The organism is Acinetobacter sp. TSRC1-2 (genome assembly GCF_049895885.1).
In the GTDB taxonomy this organism is placed as follows: domain Bacteria; phylum Pseudomonadota; class Gammaproteobacteria; order Pseudomonadales; family Moraxellaceae; genus Acinetobacter.
The window spans coordinates 35,603-53,419 of sequence record NZ_JAFCTF010000015.1; the positions used below are offsets into that span (position 1 = coordinate 35,603).

Sequence of the window (17,817 nt, forward strand, 5' to 3'; positions counted from 1 at the left end):
TTTTAAAGTTCCCGTACATAAATTTTCCGTTTATCTTTATTTATCATCATTTCATTCAAAGGCAAAAAATAAATATAATGAACTTAAAACCTTTCAAAATCATCAGCGCTGTATTAGCAATTATAGGCATTGCGGCCTTTCTCTATTTTCAATCCGCCATGAAACCAGAAGAATTTGGTGGTTTTAAAGAAGGTACAGAGCAATACAATGGTTATCGCTATGCACAGGATACGCTAAAGTCCATAGATCAATGTGATGATGATAAAGATGATCCATCAATGAATTTTAATGAGGAATTTTTTGAAGGTTGTAAGAAATATTTTGAAAAATAAAAGAAGTTTTCTAAGTAGAGCTGATTATATAAGATTGCTAGTTACATATTGGTCACTGATGCAATTATAATTTAAATAAAATAACTTCTGCACCCTTTAAAAAATCATTTTCATTTTCTGCAATAAAAATCTCAGCTTCTCTTTGACTCATAAAAATTTTTGATCGATCTTCATCTGTCGTCCAGTGCCATTTACTAAATATTGCAAAATGCAACTCTGATATCTCACATGTATGTGAGTCATTAAATTGATCGCGGTAAGTTAAGAAATTTCCATCTTTCTTTATGCAATAAAGCGCCATCCGCTTTTCCACCTCATATAAGGTAAAACTGAAATTGTAGATGAGCAAGGGGACTTGAATATTGTTAAATTGTGATTTGCAAGTGAGAGTATGGTTAACATGGGATTAAAACTATGTTTTTACATGGCTTATTCTATTTTACTCCCCGATAAGTGGTAAATGATCCTAAATAAATACGAAGCGAACAGAACAAAGCCCTAATCAAAGGGCTTTGGCATAATGCAACATTGATTTACTTTCTAATGGGAATGTCTTTTTTTCTTGCCACCGCCATCTTGCTTGTTTACTGTAGCCCAAGCAATACTTTCTGCCTCTTCTTCAGAAAGACCACGTTCCTTTTCACTCTCGGAAATATGTTTTGCCTTTCGCTTTTGCTTATCTGTATAAGCCGATTTTTCACCTGTAGGCATATTTTCATTCTCCCACGAAATCAAATAGATGGTCTTAGTAATCTTAAATCAATTAATAAAAACTTAACAGACATAACTGATACTCGAGATGTATCCTAGATTTTTGAAAAATAATAATTTTTAAGTTGTATACAAATTTTGAAATAATTAAGTTTTAAAACTTTTCTATAAAGCTGAGCTGCTTTTGAGTTCTTTTTTAGCCCAACGCAATCCTACTCTTTCAATTTATTAATCCCTTTTAAGAAGTGTAGTAAAAGAATGTTATTGATACGTATCACATAAGACATACAGGGCAGTAGTGCGAGGTGAAAGTTAACCTATTCTATAATTATTTCAGAGATTAGGGTGCAATTATAGGACGCTATGTGGGAAGGTTGAGGTGGTGGCATGAACACTTATGGATATGTTGGAAGTAGTTCTTACATGAAGTTGATCCACAAGGCTTAGCTATGACAATTCCTATGGGAATACGTCATCCATTCAATTTAGCTTTGACTATTGGTTTAATTTTGAGTATGTCTGATACGTCCAAAAAATGTCCCCCTATAGCAAAACCTAAAAAGAAACTTGGGAAGTGGGTATGTGTTTGTATAGCGCAGGAAACAAAATGAGCAACATAAATATTATTGATGTTTAACCCCAGATGTCATATTTATTCGTTAATCATATACAAAAAGGAAATACGCATGACTAATAAATCAGATCAACAATCAACTCCGCAAAAAGAATCTAACGATGATAAGGGCAACCAAGACTCTTATAAAAATTCAGAGCCACAGAAAAAACCAAATGAACAACCCGAGAATCCGCTTAAAGAGCAGAAATAACGCTATAGATACAAATAGGCTCTAATTACATTAGGGCCTATATTTTTATCAAACTCATTAACTCACTTGCAACAGTACGCAAATTTGCATATTTCTAAAGACTATTCTTCCTAATTATCAATCCTATTCATCCAACCATGCATCAAAAATAGCCCTTGCCACCAAATCGCTCTAAGTTCCTTTCTATTTTCTAAAATACAATCCTAATACAGTCATCAAATGTATTGATTCCCTTGAGCACCCTGCAAAAAATTAGGATTTTTAAAATCTGTATGTTCGACTTATATTGAGATAATTGAGTTTTATATTTAGAACATTCTAAAGCGTAATGGGTTATATGAAGAAAAATATACAATGATATTAATTGATGTCCCAAGTCAGATAGTCTGCTTCATTTTATTGGGAAGGTTCTATAAAAATATATTTATGTTCATTTTATAAATTTTTATTCTAAAATCAGTAAGGTTAGGACTGCTTAATACGAATCTACAAAAAATGAAAAAATAGTTATTTTAATTTTTGTAGACTGATTCGTAGACTATTGAAGTGAAATTAGTGGCAAAACCATGCAATGTGATGCAACTATTAAATATTTAAGTTATTGAAAATACGATGGAATGCAACTAAATGCTAAGCTTGCCAATCCAGCACAAACTGTCAGGATTCTACTTTTTCTACTATTCAATAGTAGGAACCTTCATGCCTTTTTGGAGTCTTTATCTTGAAGATCAGGGGTTTAACTATCAAGAGATTGGACTTTTATCTTCCCTAGCCATTGTGACACGCTTTTTTGCACCGTTTATTTGGGGGTGGATTGCTGACAAGTCTGGCAAAAGAATGTTGTTGGTACGCCTTGCAACGTGGATGGAAGCCTGCATTTGGTTCATGATTTTCCTGATCCCAAATACTTTCCAGTCTGTTGCATTACTTATGCTGATTTTTAGCTTTTTTCAAAATGCAATTTTAGCGCAATTTGAAGGGGTGACTTTATTTTGGTTAGGCGAAAAGCGAACGCAACTGTATGGCAAAGTGAGAAAATGGGGCTCGATTGGCTTTATTGTAGGGGTTTTTGGTATCGGGGCTTTATTGGAAATTGTCCCAATTTCAATGTTACCTGTCATGTTGCTGTGTATTGCATTTCTGGCTTTCATTTGGTCTTTTAGCATTAAAGAACCCAGTACCGCGCCGCGTTCACAAATGCAATTAGAACCGCTCTTGCCCATATTAAAACGCCCTGTAGTGGCGGCATTCTTTGCAATTGAATTTGTCTTGTTATTTTCCCATGCGCCATTTTATAGTTTTTATAGCAACTACTTGCATCAAGTCGGTTTTAGCACCACAGAAATCGGTTTTTTATGGTCAGTTGGCGTGGTCGCTGAAATTATCATGTTTGCTTTTGCCCATATATTTTTAACTCGATTTTCTTGGCGTAGTTTAGTGAGTCTATGTTTGGTTCTGACTGGAGCAAGATGGATTGTTGTTGGCCTATTGCCCAATTCATTTATTGCGCAGTTTTTAGCACAAACCACTCATGCCTTTAGTTTTGGTTTATTTCATATGATTGCCATGCGTATTATTTTTCAAAACTTCTCAATGGGGCAGCAAGGACGTGGGCAAGCGATGTATAGCACCATGTGGGGCTTAGGTGTAGCTATAGGCAGTATTTTGGCAGGTAGATACTGGCAATTGATCTCTGGCGAGATGGTTTTTATGATTGCCGGGCTTTCAACTCTAGTAGGCTTGCTGTTTGTTCGGTGGCTACCGAAACAGATTCAACAAGCCTAAAAGGAAACCCCGATATTGTGAGCTTATTTTTACAGTTGAATTTGACTATAACGATTAAACCAAGGTTGTGCTTCCTCAAGTTGAGCCGCAAGTTGCAGTAACAAGTCTTCACGGGCAAAAGGTGCAATAAACTGTGAACCTAATGGCAAATTGTCTTGATTCCAGTAGAGTGGAACAGACATTGCAGGAAGACCGGTAATATTGGCCAATTGAGTAAAGGGAACCCATTTTAAATTTTCTTTCACAATTTGATCGACTAATTTTCCTTGAGCGAGTAAATGGGCTTTACCCAATTTTAATAAACTTTTCAGAATCGGTTTTTGCCAGTTGGGTATTTTAATTTCGCCATTTTTAGGTGCGACAGTAGCCGTTGCAGGGGTTAAATATAAGTCATAGCGATCAAAAAAATGATTCATTTTTGTGGCATAGACACCCCAGTTATTCAGGTTGTGAATATATTCAATTGCCGTGGTTTGCCCACCGAATGCAGCAAGTGCGAGTGAATCCAGTTCAAAATCGCTATTTTTTGCCTGATGTTGTTGTTTAATTTGGTTCAGGATATAAGAAAACTGACTGAACCAGGTGGTAATGAAATCTTTGGCTAGAGCCATACCGTCAATCGGTGGCGTATCTTCCACCACAGTATGACCTAATGACTCCAATAATTTTACCGTATCTTGAACTGCAGCAATCGCATCTTTAGAAACGTGGGTGCCAATCGGGGAATGGGTACTAAAAGCAATTTTTAATTTTTTAGGCGGATGTTGAATAGCGTCTAAATAGCTACTTTGAGGATGTTCAATTTTAAACAAGGAGCTATGTTCAGCGCCGTGTGTCGCATCAAGCATTGCAGCGCTGTCTCGTACCGTTTTGGCGAGTATGTGTTGAATTGCTGCTCCATGCATGGCTTCACTCAGTTGTGGACCCCAAGGTGTACGGCCACGGCTCGGTTTTAAGCCAAATAAGCCACAGTAAGATGCTGGAATACGAATAGAACCACCCCCATCACCAGCGCCGGCAATCGGAACAATGCCTGCTGCAACCGCAGATGCGGAACCTCCTGAAGATCCGCCACTATTGTGTTTTAAATTCCAGGGGTTGTGACAAGTTCCCCAGGCATCTGGCTCGGTAATGCCTTTAATACCGAATTCTGGAGTGTTGGTACGTCCAAAGGTGACAATACCGGAATTTTCCCATCGGTTTACAATTTCAGAATTTTGCTCAGAAATATGATTGATGCGTTTTAAGCCTTTACAGCCATAGGAAGTGGGATAGCCTGCATATTCTTGAAATAAGTCTTTGACTAAAAAAGGCACACCCGCAAAAGGACCAGTTAATTCTTGTTGGGTACGTTTCTGTGCATAATCATGCATGGGAATGATTATGGCATTTAATTTGGGATTGGTATGGGTCGCACGCTCTAGTGCTAAATTCAGTAATTCGGAAGATGAAACTTCTTTGTTGGCAACTAATTTAGCCAATCCTAGACCGTCATATTGTAGATATTCAAAAAGATTCATTAAGGCCCTTGTTTTATTTTGATATGAACTTTAGTTGTTGTAATGGATTTTACATGAAGAAGCAACACGGACTTGATTAGGCCTCAAGGCTTTTAATTGATAGAGCGTTTAATCAACCTTTAGATATCGAAAGTAAAACTTTACAAAAGATAAAAATCACATCAATTTAGTAATGAGATAAGTATTACCTACATAGAACAAGCTTTAGATGATTTCATTAAGGTTCACAAATAGCGGCGCTTTTGATGTTATTAGAGGTCAGGTTAAGTAGATCATTATTATTCAATTTCATAATAAATAATTTAATATTTTCAAGTCGTTATCTTTTCATTTTTTAGATAAAAATGGGCAAATATATTGTTGTAATATGGTGATAAATACTGGTTTTTCATAAAAATATGCTAAGTTATAGAAAGAGATTTTTTAGCATTGAACTTCTGTATGAAAAACGCATATCTAACAATTTTACTTATATTATGCTCATCTGTAACGATGGCAAATGACAATAAAGCAGTGGTGGCAACAGAAGATGACACAGCTGAAACAGAAAGTTCAAATACTATTCGTGTCGCAACTCGTCCTGAAATTGTTGGCTTATGGGGAATGCAAGTTGCCAATAATAAAAAATGTATTGAATACTATAATTTTAAAAGTAATAACAACGTCATCATAAAAAGTGGGCAAGAGTGGTCATCAGGCATTTATGACTACCAGCAATCCCAAGAGGAACGTACTTTGTTACCTGCACTGGTTTTGCAAGTAAAGTATGATAATAATGAAAAAGATTGCTCGGGTCTTCAGGAAGATCAAACAGGCGAGATTTCTCAGTATTTTGTGCAATGGAAAAATCCATCAACTATTAATTTTTGTAGTAATGAAAAAGCAGAACAATGTTTCGCGACATTACGCCGTGTTTTACCGTAAGAGCTAAAAACTAAATAATAAAAGTAAAGACATAAAAAACCGCTCATTAAGAGCGGTTTTTTATTTAAGAAGTTAGTATCAAGATGCTTCTTTTTGCTGACCTTCTAATTTCTGAAGCAAATGCTTTTCAAGATAATGAATATCCATGGCTTGAGCACAGAAATTTTCATCTTGTAAGATCAGGTCTTTATGCAAAGGAATATTGGTCTTAATTCCCGTTAAGATCATTTCTTCTAATGCTTGTTTCATACGTGCAATACAAGTTTTACGATCTTTACCATGCGCAATGAGTTTGGCAATCATTGAGTCATAGTAAGGGGGAATGCTATAGCCTTGATAGATGTGCGAATCCAAACGAATACCTGCACCACCTGGCGCATAATAATGCTCAATTTTCCCAGGAGATGGCAGGAAATTTGTTGGATCTTCCGCATTAATACGGCATTCCATCGCATGACCATGACATTCAACATCGGCTTGTTCTATGTTAAGACCAAGACCGCCTGCAATAAGCAGTTGCTGTTCAATAATGTCGATACCAGTCACCATTTCTGTCACTGGATGCTCAACCTGAACACGGGTATTCATTTCAATGAAGAAGAATTCACCATCTTCAAACAAGAATTCGAATGTACCGGCACCACGATATTGCATAAGTTTACATGCATTGACACATGCTTCTAAAATATCAGCGCGTGCCTGTTCCGGTAAGCCTGGAGCAGGTGCTTCTTCCAGTACTTTTTGATGGCGACGTTGTAAAGAACAGTCACGGTCAAAAAGGTGAATCGCATGACCATTACCATCACCCAAAATCTGTACTTCAACATGACGCGGCTTCTGCAAGAAGCGTTCCATGTAGACGGTATCATCACCGAACCACATTTCTGCGTCACGCTGTGCTGCCTGAACAGATTCAAGTAAAGTGTCTACACGTTCAACAATACGCATACCACGACCACCACCACCTGATGCCGCTTTAACAATCAGCGGAAAGCCAATTTCTTTTGCTTCAGCAAGGGCATTGTGAATGGTTACAGCATGGTCACAGCCTGGAACGGTGGGTACACCCGATTTTTTCATTGCAATAATGGCAGAAACTTTGTTCCCCATTAAGCGAATATGTTCTGGACGTGGTCCAATAAAGATAAAACCGGAATTTTCAACAATTTCTGCAAACTCGGCATTTTCAGACAAGAAGCCATAACCTGGGTGGATGGCATCTGCACCAGTAATTTCTGCAGCAGTAATAATTGCTGGAATGTTTAAATAGCTTTCACTACTTGAACCCGGACCAATACACACAGCTTCATCAACAAAGCGAAGGTGCATGAGGTCTTTATCGGCATCGGAATAAATACCAACGGTTTTAATTCCTAAAGTTTTGCAAGCCCGGGTAATGCGTAAAGCAATTTCACCACGGTTTGCAATTAATACCTTTTGCAACATTTATAAATCCCCGTGGTTTTACGCGCGATAGCGGAAAAGTGGTTGACCAAATTGAATGACTTCACCATTTTTAACTAGAATTTCTTCAACCACACCGCTTTGAGTTGCTTCAATTGGGTTCATGATTTTCATGGCTTCAATGATGCCTAGAGTGTCGCCAGCAGAGATGGTTTGACCCACTTTAACAAATGGTGGTTCGCCAGGGCTTTGTGCAGCATAGAACACACCAACCATCGGTGAATTTTCTACAGCGCCACGTGGAGTTTTAGCTACAGGCGCTGCTACAGCAGCAGGCATGGTTGGAACACCTGCCGCAACCACTGGATTGCGACGAGTTAAGGCGATGGATTGATCACCTTCTTTAACTTCTATCGCTTGTAAGTCAGATTCAATCATCAGGTCGATGAGTTTCTTGATTTTACGGATATCCATGAGACAGTATTCCTAATTATGATTGCGTAGAAAGTTGAATTTTTTCGATGGCATAATCTAGTGCAGCGGCATAGCCTTGAGCACCTAAACCGCAAATTACGCCAACGGCTTTATCGGACAAATATGAATGATGTCTAAATGCCTCTCGAGCATGTACATTCGATAAATGAACCTCAATAAACGGGATTGCGACACCCAGCAGGGCATCACGGACTGCAACAGAGGTATGTGTCAATGCGGCAGGATTGATAATGATGAACTGTACGCCTTCTTGTTGAGCTTGATGAATTCGGTCCACAATTGCACCTTCCCAATTACTTTGGAAAGTGTCTAATGAAATAGATGCATTTTGAGCTTGAGAGATGAGCTTCTTGTTAATATCTTCTAGGGTGAGATATCCATAAACTTCAGGTTCTCGCTTTCCTAACAAATTTAGATTCGGTCCATGAATAACCAAAATGGTCGAGCTCATTCAGCTTGCTCCAATTATAAGTTTGCAAATTCACCTTGCAAGATGTCAGCAAAGTTTGCGTATTATGGCATATATTTCCACATTGTTATTATAAACTGTTTGAATCAATGTGGAAGCTATGTGTCAAAACTGAGCTATATAATGGAAACTTTGCAAGGAATTGGCAATGTTAAAAAATGACATTTTTTATAATTTTTTCTCGTTATTACTATTTTTTACATTGTAAACCGAATTGACCAAAACAGTTCATTTATTTTGTGTAACAGCCATTACTGAATCATTAATTGTCAGAAGTTCTTGCCAACAGATGGTGTAGCGTGAAGATCAGTGATGCTATTTCATTTGCCATACCTGACTGGCGGAATGGTAACCGACTTTTATACAATCCGAACCGTATCGCTGCTTCATTTTCAATAAGGTTTTCATCAAATGCTCACGTGGTTGAATCAGTTCTAATAGCTGCCATAAGTCATGAATATGCTGCTGCTTTGAATGTAGCGCAGTAAATATAACCTCAACTTTGACATATTTTTTATTTTCTTTAAATAAAACATCTATTTGCTTTAATTAAACTTGGTTTAAATTCAGTAAATCATCTGTTCCAGATTCCAAATCATAGTACATAGGAAGCACTCTTTTTATAGGGGGAATGGATATTTTTTCATACAGCGCAACATGTATACATGCGCAAAGTCGCTGTTGTGCAGTTAAGCGTTTATGAGCACGCTTTAGATGGAAAGTAACCGCTTGTTTTATGATGGTCTTTTCAGTCAAGGCTGCGGGAAGAAAGGATTTTTTTTGAGCGAATTGAAGGATCTTTCAGGGTAATACAGGATTGACCTTTTAGCTCACGAATAGTCTGTGCAAGACCACTGAAAGCTGCTTGGCAAGATGGTGTTCATTGGCAAAAGTTAAGTCATAGCTATTATAAATTTTTATAACCTTGAAGTTGCTTGCTGATTTTGCGACCAATACCCTAAACATTTGCTACCGGTGTTTCTTGAAGTAGGCTTTCATAATTACTGAAAAATACTTTTCCCCCTGCCTGTAAAGCCTCTTTCTCAGTTTCATACCAAGGAATAGCCATCCCAATGGTTAAAGCTTTGGCTTCATTACTACGTAAACCACGCAGCCATTATTATTAGAGAATACAACTACAGGTTTCCATTCAAAAACGGATTAAATACGCGCTCACAGCTGACATAAACGTTATTAATATCTATTAAAGCAAATAGTTATTGTTCCACTATTTTTAATCTTGATTCTGTAACGTTATCAAGTTGAGGATAAAGAGATGCTCAAAAAAAATTCAAATTAAAAATTTGTGAGTAATCAATAGGATATTAGATGAGGAGGTTTAACCTCGTGTAAGCTTCAGTGTAATTACAGTTAAGAGCGTAAAGCTTGACAAGAGTTACTTACTAGAAATCAATAGATTAATATTCTGAATATTACAATGAATTAAGTAGATACAGTTTGGGGGTTGGTGAAACGGAAATATCCGCTAGATTAGTAAGAGTCGTAATTAGTACGGCATATCCCTAACAACTAAAGGATGGATATGGAAATGGCTAATCAACAACCCAATCAACAGAATGACAATCAACGTCAACAACAGCAAAACAACCCACAAAGTGACAAACAGCAACAGCAACAACAAGACAAACAGCAACAATCAAATCAACAGCAAAAAAATCCACAGCAACAACAACGCTAAGGGTTAAACAAAAAGCCTCAAGATTATCTTGGGGCTTTTTTCTCTATAAATAGTTTGCTGTTTTACGGCAATCAAACATTTATTTTTTATGAAAGTCTTTTCATTTATACCGAAAAAATTTCGGTTTCTATTGCGCTTGTATAATTTCATTATCGTAGTTTTTTTAAAATACAGGTCACAACTCCCCAAATAATTAATTGATCTTCACTATGTAAATAAATATCGGGATATTCTGGATTCTCTGCTTTTAACCAGATCTTGCATTGACCATTGTTTTGTTTCTCTTTCATCAGTCGTTTTACCGTGAATTCATTATTGATTAAAGCTAAAACGATATCGCCGTGTTCAGCGTTCAAGCTACGATCAATGAGAATCTGGTCATCTATCTCTATACCTGCATTTTTCATCGACAAAGAATTCACTCGTAATACAAATGTATTAAGTGGGTTATGGATCAAGTATTCATTTAAGTCGATAAAGTCTTCTGTGTAATCCAGAGCAGATGAGGAAAAACCTGTGGCAACTGATTCCAGGGGATAAGGAATATCTAACTTTGTTCGGATTTGAATTGGATGCAGTTCAATATTGCTAATGCGATCATCTTCAGGCTTTGGCTGTAACCACGCCTTAATTTCCAGCACTTTAGACTCTGGCACACGCATGACTACGGTTTTTTCCTGATATTGTGTCTTTCGCCCTGCATTTTTGCGTCTGCCGCCGTGGCTATGTTCGACTATCATTGCATTTTTAAGTTTCATTGTTTTTTCTTGAATTTGTAACTTTTTCAAGATTAACAAAAAATACTGCAAATAAAAAGATTGCCTACATATTTATGATCTAGGATAAAATGCCCTATTCAGCTCAATTTACCAAGGTATAAGCCATGAACCAGAAATCTCCTTTAGAAGAATTAATTGCAGAACAAAAACTATTGTGTGAGGAATTTGATTCTGCTTATATCCAAGTCAGTGGGGACGATGTAGTTGCAGTTGCTGTAGAGACATTAAATCAAGAGCCGATTGTCGGAATTCGTAAGAAGCCTGAAACTGAAGAAAATGTGGCCTGGTTTATCTATGGCGGGGAACTGGGAGAAGGTCAAGATTTTTTTCAAACCATGACTGTGCGAGAGTTACAGGATATTTTGCCCGAAGTCCTTCCGTACCTGGCTTTGGCTGAAGGTTTCCGCTTTATGATTGATCGTGAAGATTATGAAGATGTATGGAAAGAAGGCCAAGTTTAAGTAAAAGTAAGCTGTCCAAGTTAATGATATGAGCCACTGAATAAGTGGCTTTTTTCTTCTTCGGAACCTGAATTTAAAAATACAATGATCAGAATATTTAGCGCAGCTTTGAATCAAAATTAATGATGTTATATATACGTACTTTCTGATTGTTGTTGGATTGCGATTGGGCTTACTAAATTATTCGAAGCCTATGTATGAACGCAGTTGTCAGTTCATGAAGACAATCAGCATAATTCAAAACAAGCTCTTTAATTATTTAATAGTAGCGGTTATTTCGGCTCTATCTCTGTTGATTCGAGGGAATCTGCTAAAAGAGAAATTTCATATAAGATGACTGTAGAATGTGACGTCGTTAGAGGCTAACTTCAATAGGGGGTGGTATAAGAACCAAAGTGAATATTTTGCAGTGGGGATGGATCCATCAAGTTGCTTAAGATCTTTTAATCTTCCTTGAAGTATCTTGGAGTGAAAAACAAATAATAGACCTGTTTCAAATAATATGTTTGTGCGGAGAACAAGGATTTTAAATCTGTCTAAGCTTGTTGAAGTGATCAAGAAAGCAGATTTTAGGTATATACAAAAAATTCCAGCAGATGATATCTATATCTAGATCGAGCAAAGGGTTACATTTTTGTGTTGCTGTATAAATAGACAATTATTCGTACTATGTTAATATATTAGAGAAATATACCTTGTGTAACTGGAGTTGTTGTATGACAGCTTATACCATCATGAAAGCAGGGAAATATGAGGATGATATGATTCCTAAACTTGCTGTACATGCATTTCGTCATGCCTTTAAGAAAGCATGTTCGGTCGCGACGGTCGTTTATGCAAAAGAACAGCAGTTGGTACGACGCGAAGCCAATGGTAACGAAACCGTGATTCATGACTTGTCTCAGGCTTACGTTACCCTAGATCATCTTCCTAAAGTTTTAAAACGCAAGAGAAAACAAGAGGCAGCTGTATAATTTAATGCCTCAACCAAGAATAAGGATGTTTGCGGGTCCGAATGGATCTGGAAAAAGTACAGTTAAAGAATATTTATTGCCCCATCATATTGGGGCTTATTTAAATGCTGACGAACTAGAACAAAACCTTCATACCAGTTATCAGCTAGATTTGATGACTTATCACCCGGCTTTAAAAGCACAAGATCTTATTGATTTTCTAAAACAGAAAAAACGTCCTAATGCGGGACAGCTGGTTTCGTTGTTAAAAATGGAACCGGTGATATTGGATGATTGCAATATTATTCAGTTTGATCCATCAGAAATAGATTCCTATCTCTGCGCACGTATCATTGATTATATTCGTTTAGAATTTCTACGCTTAAAGATTAGTTTTACTTTTGAAACAGTGATGTCGCATATTTCTAAGGTAGAGTTTCTGCAAGAAGCAAAGCGGCAGGGTTTTAGAACCTATTTGTATTATGTGTCGACTGTCGATCCGATAATTAATATTGCTCGAGTCAAGTATCGGGTCAGTGTCGGTGGACATCCTGTTCCAGAAAAAAAGATTGTTGAACGTTATTACCGGAGTATGGATTTACTGATGCAGGCCGTAGATGCCAGTGATCGCACCTATTTATTTGATAATTCGTCAAATGGTGAAAAGGCAGCATTTATTGCCGAGATTCAATCTGCGGAAACTTTAAACATTAATCCTGAAGTTCAACACTTGCCCTGGTGGTTTGCAGACAAAGTTCTGAAAAATTTCACTGAAAAATAAAAGATTGTATATATCTATCAACAAGCCATTGAGTAAGACCACAGCAAGAAATTAATGGACTACAGATCTGACAAGTCATTCGATCCCAAAAGATATAAAAAACTAGGGGATTAATTACTAGGTTAGGAAGTCTACTCAGGGACTATATCTGAGCTTCTAAAAAGGAATTTGAAATAAATCAAACAAGATTTAAACGATATCTCATAGTGCATACGCCGTGGATTGGGTAGAATAATTTAGTATAAAAATCTAGGTCGATGTGGTCTTTTAAATTTCTAAAAGATTACTGTGAAACTCAACTGCATCGCTAAATGATCTCGATAAAATAAGCCTTCCAATTCATCATCTACAAAACCCCATTATTTGATATATTTTAAAATATATTATATAAACGTATATTGTTTATTGGAGCATCGATCTCATGCACGACTTTCTACTCGCATTTCTCGGTGGAATTCTGCTCGGTCTATCTGCAGTGGGATACTTGTATGTGAATGGTCGTATTGCTGGGGTAAGCGGCTTAATTGCGCAAGTATTAAACCCTCAAACTCTATTCAAAACGCCTGCTTTATGGTTTTTGCTAGGATTGTTTGTCGTGCCATTTTTCTATGGCAGGGTTCAAACTCCCTATATTGTATTGGAGGCTAGCCCGCTGATGATGATCATTGCCGGCTTGTTGGTTGGCTTTGGTACGCGTATGGGCTCCGGGTGTACCAGTGGGCATGGCATTTGTGGCATAAGCCGCCTCTCTAAACGTTCGATTGTAGCGACTATAACTTTTATGTTTGCAGGTTTTATGACGGTTTATATTCTTCGCCATATCACAGGAGCATTCTGATATGAAAAATATATGGGCTTTTGTATTTGGCGGAGTGTTTTCCATTGGCTTAATGCTGTCAGGTATGTCTAATCCTAAAAAAGTATTAGATTTTCTAGATTTGTTTGGTCAATGGGATCCGAGTCTTGCATTTGTGATGTTAGGTGCAATCGCCGTGGCATTTATTCCGTTTCAAAAAGCGATACATCAACAGACTCCAAAAACTGTGTATGGAGACTTCATTGATTTACCTAAAAATAACAAGATCGATTCTAATTTACTGCTAGGGAGCCTAATCTTCGGAATCGGTTGGGGGATTGCAGGTATTTGTCCCGCACCAAGCCTGACTTTAATCGGCTTGGGCCACTACCAAGCGATTTACTTTATTGTTGCGATGTTTATCAGTATGTTGCTTCAGCGCCAATTGATGGGAAAACATTTATGATGCAATACCCACACGTTCAGCATTTTTTTGATCAGCAGACCAATACCTTTAGTTATGTAGTGACCGATCCTGTCAGTCAGCGTTGTGCAATTATTGATAGTGTTTTGGATTACGATGCGTCGTCAGCAACCACCAAAACCACACAGGCTGATTTGATGATCAACTATGTTCTTCAAAATAGCCTAAGTGTAGAGTGGATTTTAGAAACCCATGTGCATGCTGACCATCTCACAGCATCTCAATATCTAAAAGAACAATTAGGTGGAAAAATCGCAATGAGTAAGAAGATTGCCATTGTACAAGAAACATTCAGTGCAATTTATAATCTGGATATGAAACACTTTAATTCGAGCCAAACTTTTGATCATCTTTTTGAAGATGGAGAACAGTTTCAAATAGGGGAGTTGGCAGCCTATAACATCCCCACTCCGGGACATACACCTGCGTGCCTAAGCTATGTAATTGGAGATGCTGTGTTCGTAGGTGATACCTTGTTTATGCCAGATTATGGAACAGCACGCTGTGATTTCCCCAAGGGCAGTGCCGAGACTTTGTTTGACTCAGTACAAAAACTATATCAGTTAAATGAAAAGTTCCGGGTTTTTCTGTGTCATGATTATTTACCTACAGGCAGAAAAGAATATCAAAGTGAAAGCAGTATTCAGGAGCAGAAAAAAAACAATATTCATCTGAATGAGAATACAGGCAAAACAGAATTTGTAGAGATGCGAAACCGCCGTGATGCAACACTTTCAATGCCTAAGCTAATTTTACCTGCGATTCAGATCAATATGGATGGGGGAAGATTTCCTGAACCAGAAGCAAACGGAATTCGTTATTTAAAATTGCCACTGAATTATTTTAAATAGCTCAAGAGTGAAGCAGATTTAAAACAGTAAATGCATAGAGGAACTCGGTAATATCGGGTCTTATAGGAACTTATTTTAGAATATAGCCTAAGCAAATATAGAATTATTATAATTAATTTTATAAATGTTTGTTTTTAATTATTTTATTTATGAGTAAGTTAAGAGAGTTTGCCATTTAGATACTGTTAAAACGTAGAGTAAAAGTACTAGCTAAAATTTTTAACCTTCAATAAATAGCCTAAGCAAAATTATATTTTTAAAAAATGGCAATTGATTAAATCCCTATTATCATCAAAAATAATTACAACTAAAATTGTTATAAAAGACATTCATGATTTTAAATTACCAAATTCATCTAAATGAAACCACTTTGACAAAAACACCTCTTGTATTAATTCATGGTCTGTTTGGAAGCCTAAGTAATTTGGGTATGTTGGCACGCGCATTTTATGAATCACGTTCAGTTGTTCAAATTGATGTACGTAATCATGGACATTCAGCACATTCATCAGAAATGAATTATATCGATATGGCACAGGATGTTATAGACACTTTAGATTCTCTCAATCTTCAAAAATATTCTGTTATCGGTCATTCAATGGGTGGAAAAATTGCCATGCAATTGGCGAATAGAATAGGGGATCAATTAGAGAAACTGGTTATTCTGGATATCGCACCTTTTGCTTATACTGAAAATCATCATGATCAAATTTTTAAAGCATTATTTGCTGTACAAAATGCGAAGGCTGAAAACCGACAACAAGCAACTCAAATCATGCGTGAATATTTAAATGAAGAAATGGTCATCCAGTTTTTAATGAAATCATTTAGCCAAGGTCACTGGCTTTTTAATGTAGATGTTTTATTTAACCATTACCCGGATATTATTCATTGGAATGCGATTCAGCCTTGGCAAAAAGAAGTACTGTTTATTCGGGGTGGTAAATCTGCATATATAAGCAAAGATGAGCATTTTAATGCAATCAAACAGCAATTTCCAAATGCCAAAATTAAAGTGATAGAGGGTGCAGGACATTGGTTACATGCAGAAAAACCCCAGCAGGTACTTGATGAGATCAATCAATATTTAGATTAAGTTAAAGTTTTAAACATAGTAGCTCATCTTTTTGATTGAGCTATTGAGCTACTGGTTAAATAATTTATTCACATTACTCGTCAACAATTGACCTTCAGAAGTTAATTGCGTAGCCATTTCAGCTGTTTTTCTGAGTCCTGGCATACGATACTCCGTATGCCCATAATCCTGAATCGACTTCCAACGACCACCCCAAGTTAAACCAACCGATTCTGCAACTACGCCATATAATTGGTAACCTTGCATTGCCCATGGATCACGTTCAGAAATAACAACTTTTCCATTTCTCTTAAATGCAACATCGGCAGCTAAACCAAATTGGTGATAGCTTTGAAAACCTCTCGCACGGGTAATATTGCTATTTCCAGCCAATATGTTCTGACGTTCAGGACTGCGATAGCCCTCTAATAAAACCATTTCATAACCATGACGTTCTTGCATGATTTTAAATACCATCAGTAACCGCTGTTTATAACGTGGATTCATTTTATGCCATTTACGATCAGCCGATGCAAGATCACCATGCGAATATTGCATATGTAGGTCTGCAACATTTGGGTTAAACACGCCTGCCTGAATAGTAGTCTCAGTAGACTCAATATTTGTCGCAGTAATAATGGCTTCTTCAATTAATGATTCTTCCACTTCTGGTGGTGATGAAAGCATCTGCCCATCCAGCAAGACATAAATTTGAGGATCCACTTCTCTTAAATAGTCCGCTTCGATTTTTGTTGGATTAATCGGTCGCGTAAAAGTAAAAATCAAGATACTGGCGAATAGAAAAAAACCTGAAACCAGAATCCACCATTGTTGTAAATGCCAATATGACTGGATCTGTTCAGGCGCAGCAGCCTGATTCAACTGTAGAGCAAATTGCTTGGCAGAATTAAATTGTTTCTTAGTTTGAGGAATAACACCCAAGAAAAATTGTTGTACTTTATCCCGCAACTCATAAGAGGATAGAAATGCTAGGCTGCAAGAAACCAAGATGAATCCAATAAAAATAACGATAATCATGGAGACACGGCGGTTTCTTTAGATATTACTGGCGTTTTATTTAGGCTTTTTACCATAGACCTTGGCTGATCCTGATGTATAAATACCTTACTTAAATCATCCTCTTGGGGTTGAGGAAATTCAACAGGATGTTCCTCATCTTGCACAGGCTGATTGATTTGAATATCGGGTGGAATGGCATGATTTTCTAACCCTGTAGCGAACTGCTGTTTCTTTTCTAAGAGAGCTTGTTCTGAATAGTGGGTATTAATGGATCTCAAGTTACGATCAATTTCATTATGAATTAAAGTATTTAAATACACATAGCCCACAATCGAGCTAAAAACCACCCCAGTACAAAATCCTAAAATTCCATAAAATGCCGGTGGATGAATTATTTTTTTTGAAGGCTGTAGTATTCTTAAAGAAGTTTGGTTTTCGTTCGCCATTTTTA

The 17,817-nt window shown here is 37.0% G+C and carries 21 protein-coding genes and 1 pseudogene; 12 read left to right on the forward strand and 10 right to left on the reverse strand.

The genetic code is table 11. The features are described 5' to 3' along the window. Window positions 1–77: 77 nt before the first annotated feature. Window positions 78–332, forward strand: a complete 255-nt coding sequence (locus ACP69Y_RS14375) for a hypothetical protein (protein WP_425919088.1) — start codon at window positions 78–80, stop codon at window positions 330–332. Window positions 333–396: 64 nt separating this feature from the next. Here ACP69Y_RS14375 and ACP69Y_RS14380 read toward each other — a convergent pair whose 3' ends face one another. Further along, window positions 397–633 (reverse strand): hypothetical protein, encoded by a 237-nt coding sequence (locus ACP69Y_RS14380; protein WP_425919090.1) that lies wholly within the window; start codon window positions 631–633, stop codon window positions 397–399. A 239-nt stretch (window positions 634–872) separates the two neighbouring features. Continuing rightward, entirely contained in the window at window positions 873–1,043 is a 171-nt protein-coding gene (locus tag ACP69Y_RS14385) for a hypothetical protein (RefSeq protein WP_425919091.1), read from the reverse strand. A gap of 686 nt (window positions 1,044–1,729) precedes the next feature. Between ACP69Y_RS14385 and ACP69Y_RS14390 the strand changes: the two genes are divergently transcribed. Continuing rightward, window positions 1,730–1,870, forward strand: a complete 141-nt coding sequence (locus ACP69Y_RS14390) for a hypothetical protein (RefSeq protein ID WP_425919093.1) — start codon at window positions 1,730–1,732, stop codon at window positions 1,868–1,870. A gap of 627 nt (window positions 1,871–2,497) precedes the next feature. Then, window positions 2,498–3,655 carry an MFS transporter gene (locus ACP69Y_RS14395; RefSeq protein WP_425919095.1) on the forward strand — a complete coding sequence of 386 codons (1,158 nt, stop codon included), beginning with the start codon at window positions 2,498–2,500 and terminating at the stop codon, window positions 3,653–3,655. Between the two features lie 29 nt (window positions 3,656–3,684). Here ACP69Y_RS14395 and ACP69Y_RS14400 read toward each other — a convergent pair whose 3' ends face one another. Continuing rightward, entirely contained in the window at window positions 3,685–5,175 is a 1,491-nt protein-coding gene (locus tag ACP69Y_RS14400) for an amidase (RefSeq protein WP_425919097.1), read from the reverse strand. A gap of 441 nt (window positions 5,176–5,616) precedes the next feature. Between ACP69Y_RS14400 and ACP69Y_RS14405 the strand changes: the two genes are divergently transcribed. Further along, window positions 5,617–6,099 (forward strand): hypothetical protein, encoded by a 483-nt coding sequence (locus tag ACP69Y_RS14405; protein ID WP_425919098.1) that lies wholly within the window; start codon window positions 5,617–5,619, stop codon window positions 6,097–6,099. A gap of 78 nt (window positions 6,100–6,177) precedes the next feature. On the opposite strand, the gene accC is transcribed toward ACP69Y_RS14405, so the two are convergent. The 4 genes and pseudogenes from accC to ACP69Y_RS14425 form a co-directional block, all read right to left on the reverse strand. Then, the gene (gene accC, locus ACP69Y_RS14410) at window positions 6,178–7,545 is read right to left on the reverse strand and encodes an acetyl-CoA carboxylase biotin carboxylase subunit (protein WP_425919100.1); all 1,368 of its coding nucleotides are present in this window, start codon (window positions 7,543–7,545) and stop codon (window positions 6,178–6,180) included. A gap of 18 nt (window positions 7,546–7,563) precedes the next feature. Next, the gene (gene accB / locus ACP69Y_RS14415) at window positions 7,564–7,977 is read right to left on the reverse strand and encodes an acetyl-CoA carboxylase biotin carboxyl carrier protein (protein ID WP_424620432.1); all 414 of its coding nucleotides are present in this window, start codon (window positions 7,975–7,977) and stop codon (window positions 7,564–7,566) included. Window positions 7,978–7,993: 16 nt separating this feature from the next. After that, entirely contained in the window at window positions 7,994–8,449 is a 456-nt protein-coding gene (aroQ, locus tag ACP69Y_RS14420; RefSeq protein WP_425919103.1) for a type II 3-dehydroquinate dehydratase, read from the reverse strand. Window positions 8,450–8,695: 246 nt separating this feature from the next. Next, window positions 8,696–9,672 (reverse strand): annotated as a pseudogene (locus ACP69Y_RS14425) (DUF4113 domain-containing protein). Between the two features lie 344 nt (window positions 9,673–10,016). Between ACP69Y_RS14425 and ACP69Y_RS14430 the strand changes: the two are divergent. After that, window positions 10,017–10,166, forward strand: a complete 150-nt coding sequence (locus ACP69Y_RS14430; RefSeq protein ID WP_425919104.1) for a hypothetical protein — start codon at window positions 10,017–10,019, stop codon at window positions 10,164–10,166. 149 nt (window positions 10,167–10,315) lie between these two features. On the opposite strand, the gene ACP69Y_RS14435 is transcribed toward ACP69Y_RS14430, so the two are convergent. Next, window positions 10,316–10,924 (reverse strand): LexA family protein, encoded by a 609-nt coding sequence (locus ACP69Y_RS14435; protein ID WP_425919106.1) that lies wholly within the window; start codon window positions 10,922–10,924, stop codon window positions 10,316–10,318. Window positions 10,925–11,049: 125 nt separating this feature from the next. On the opposite strand from ACP69Y_RS14435, the gene ACP69Y_RS14440 reads away from it, so the two are divergent. The 7 genes from ACP69Y_RS14440 to ACP69Y_RS14470 all read left to right on the forward strand — a co-directional run bounded on the left by ACP69Y_RS14440 (window position 11,050) and on the right by ACP69Y_RS14470 (window position 16,367). Then, window positions 11,050–11,406 (forward strand): immunity protein Imm33 domain-containing protein, encoded by a 357-nt coding sequence (locus ACP69Y_RS14440; protein ID WP_425919108.1) that lies wholly within the window; start codon window positions 11,050–11,052, stop codon window positions 11,404–11,406. A 716-nt stretch (window positions 11,407–12,122) separates the two neighbouring features. Beyond that, window positions 12,123–12,380 carry a hypothetical protein gene (locus ACP69Y_RS14445; RefSeq protein WP_425919110.1) on the forward strand — a complete coding sequence of 86 codons (258 nt, stop codon included), beginning with the start codon at window positions 12,123–12,125 and terminating at the stop codon, window positions 12,378–12,380. Window positions 12,381–12,405: 25 nt separating this feature from the next. Then, on the forward strand, window positions 12,406–13,140 hold the full coding sequence (locus ACP69Y_RS14450; protein ID WP_425919112.1) for a zeta toxin: 735 nt from the start codon (window positions 12,406–12,408) through the stop codon (window positions 13,138–13,140). A 421-nt stretch (window positions 13,141–13,561) separates the two neighbouring features. Further along, the gene (locus ACP69Y_RS14455; protein ID WP_425919114.1) at window positions 13,562–13,978 is read left to right on the forward strand and encodes a YeeE/YedE family protein; all 417 of its coding nucleotides are present in this window, start codon (window positions 13,562–13,564) and stop codon (window positions 13,976–13,978) included. 1 nt (window position 13,979) lies between these two features. Further along, complete coding sequence (locus ACP69Y_RS14460; RefSeq protein ID WP_425919116.1) at window positions 13,980–14,402, forward strand: DUF6691 family protein; 423 nt, start codon at window positions 13,980–13,982, stop codon at window positions 14,400–14,402. Beyond that, window positions 14,402–15,271 carry an MBL fold metallo-hydrolase gene (locus ACP69Y_RS14465; protein WP_425919186.1) on the forward strand — a complete coding sequence of 290 codons (870 nt, stop codon included), beginning with the start codon at window positions 14,402–14,404 and terminating at the stop codon, window positions 15,269–15,271. The genes ACP69Y_RS14460 and ACP69Y_RS14465 overlap by 1 nt, the downstream gene beginning before the upstream one ends. Window positions 15,272–15,602: 331 nt before the next feature. After that, window positions 15,603–16,367 (forward strand): alpha/beta fold hydrolase, encoded by a 765-nt coding sequence (locus ACP69Y_RS14470; protein ID WP_425919118.1) that lies wholly within the window; start codon window positions 15,603–15,605, stop codon window positions 16,365–16,367. A 48-nt stretch (window positions 16,368–16,415) separates the two neighbouring features. Here ACP69Y_RS14470 and ACP69Y_RS14475 read toward each other — a convergent pair whose 3' ends face one another. Further along, window positions 16,416–17,384, reverse strand: coding sequence for a M15 family metallopeptidase (locus ACP69Y_RS14475; protein ID WP_425919120.1), 969 nt, complete (start codon window positions 17,382–17,384; stop codon window positions 16,416–16,418). Continuing rightward, the gene (locus ACP69Y_RS14480; RefSeq protein ID WP_425919122.1) at window positions 17,381–17,812 is read right to left on the reverse strand and encodes a hypothetical protein; all 432 of its coding nucleotides are present in this window, start codon (window positions 17,810–17,812) and stop codon (window positions 17,381–17,383) included. The genes ACP69Y_RS14475 and ACP69Y_RS14480 overlap by 4 nt, the downstream gene beginning before the upstream one ends. Window positions 17,813–17,817: the final 5 nt, after the last annotated feature.

Coding starts and splice junctions, on each gene's coding strand:
- ACP69Y_RS14375 (WP_425919088.1), top strand. CDS start 78: ATGAACTTAAAACCTTTCAAAATCATCAGCGCTGTATTAGCAATTATA.
- ACP69Y_RS14380 (WP_425919090.1), bottom strand. CDS start 633: ATGGCGCTTTATTGCATAAAGAAAGATGGAAATTTCTTAACTTACCGC.
- ACP69Y_RS14385 (WP_425919091.1), bottom strand. CDS start 1,043: ATGCCTACAGGTGAAAAATCGGCTTATACAGATAAGCAAAAGCGAAAG.
- ACP69Y_RS14390 (WP_425919093.1), top strand. CDS start 1,730: ATGACTAATAAATCAGATCAACAATCAACTCCGCAAAAAGAATCTAAC.
- ACP69Y_RS14395 (WP_425919095.1), top strand. CDS start 2,498: ATGCTAAGCTTGCCAATCCAGCACAAACTGTCAGGATTCTACTTTTTC.
- ACP69Y_RS14400 (WP_425919097.1), bottom strand. CDS start 5,175: ATGAATCTTTTTGAATATCTACAATATGACGGTCTAGGATTGGCTAAA.
- ACP69Y_RS14405 (WP_425919098.1), top strand. CDS start 5,617: ATGAAAAACGCATATCTAACAATTTTACTTATATTATGCTCATCTGTA.
- accC (WP_425919100.1), bottom strand. CDS start 7,545: ATGTTGCAAAAGGTATTAATTGCAAACCGTGGTGAAATTGCTTTACGC.
- accB (WP_424620432.1), bottom strand. CDS start 7,977: ATGGATATCCGTAAAATCAAGAAACTCATCGACCTGATGATTGAATCT.
- aroQ (WP_425919103.1), bottom strand. CDS start 8,449: ATGAGCTCGACCATTTTGGTTATTCATGGACCGAATCTAAATTTGTTA.
- ACP69Y_RS14430 (WP_425919104.1), top strand. CDS start 10,017: ATGGCTAATCAACAACCCAATCAACAGAATGACAATCAACGTCAACAA.
- ACP69Y_RS14435 (WP_425919106.1), bottom strand. CDS start 10,924: ATGAAACTTAAAAATGCAATGATAGTCGAACATAGCCACGGCGGCAGA.
- ACP69Y_RS14440 (WP_425919108.1), top strand. CDS start 11,050: ATGAACCAGAAATCTCCTTTAGAAGAATTAATTGCAGAACAAAAACTA.
- ACP69Y_RS14445 (WP_425919110.1), top strand. CDS start 12,123: ATGACAGCTTATACCATCATGAAAGCAGGGAAATATGAGGATGATATG.
- ACP69Y_RS14450 (WP_425919112.1), top strand. CDS start 12,406: ATGTTTGCGGGTCCGAATGGATCTGGAAAAAGTACAGTTAAAGAATAT.
- ACP69Y_RS14455 (WP_425919114.1), top strand. CDS start 13,562: ATGCACGACTTTCTACTCGCATTTCTCGGTGGAATTCTGCTCGGTCTA.
- ACP69Y_RS14460 (WP_425919116.1), top strand. CDS start 13,980: ATGAAAAATATATGGGCTTTTGTATTTGGCGGAGTGTTTTCCATTGGC.
- ACP69Y_RS14465 (WP_425919186.1), top strand. CDS start 14,402: ATGCAATACCCACACGTTCAGCATTTTTTTGATCAGCAGACCAATACC.
- ACP69Y_RS14470 (WP_425919118.1), top strand. CDS start 15,603: ATGATTTTAAATTACCAAATTCATCTAAATGAAACCACTTTGACAAAA.
- ACP69Y_RS14475 (WP_425919120.1), bottom strand. CDS start 17,384: ATGATTATCGTTATTTTTATTGGATTCATCTTGGTTTCTTGCAGCCTA.
- ACP69Y_RS14480 (WP_425919122.1), bottom strand. CDS start 17,812: ATGGCGAACGAAAACCAAACTTCTTTAAGAATACTACAGCCTTCAAAA.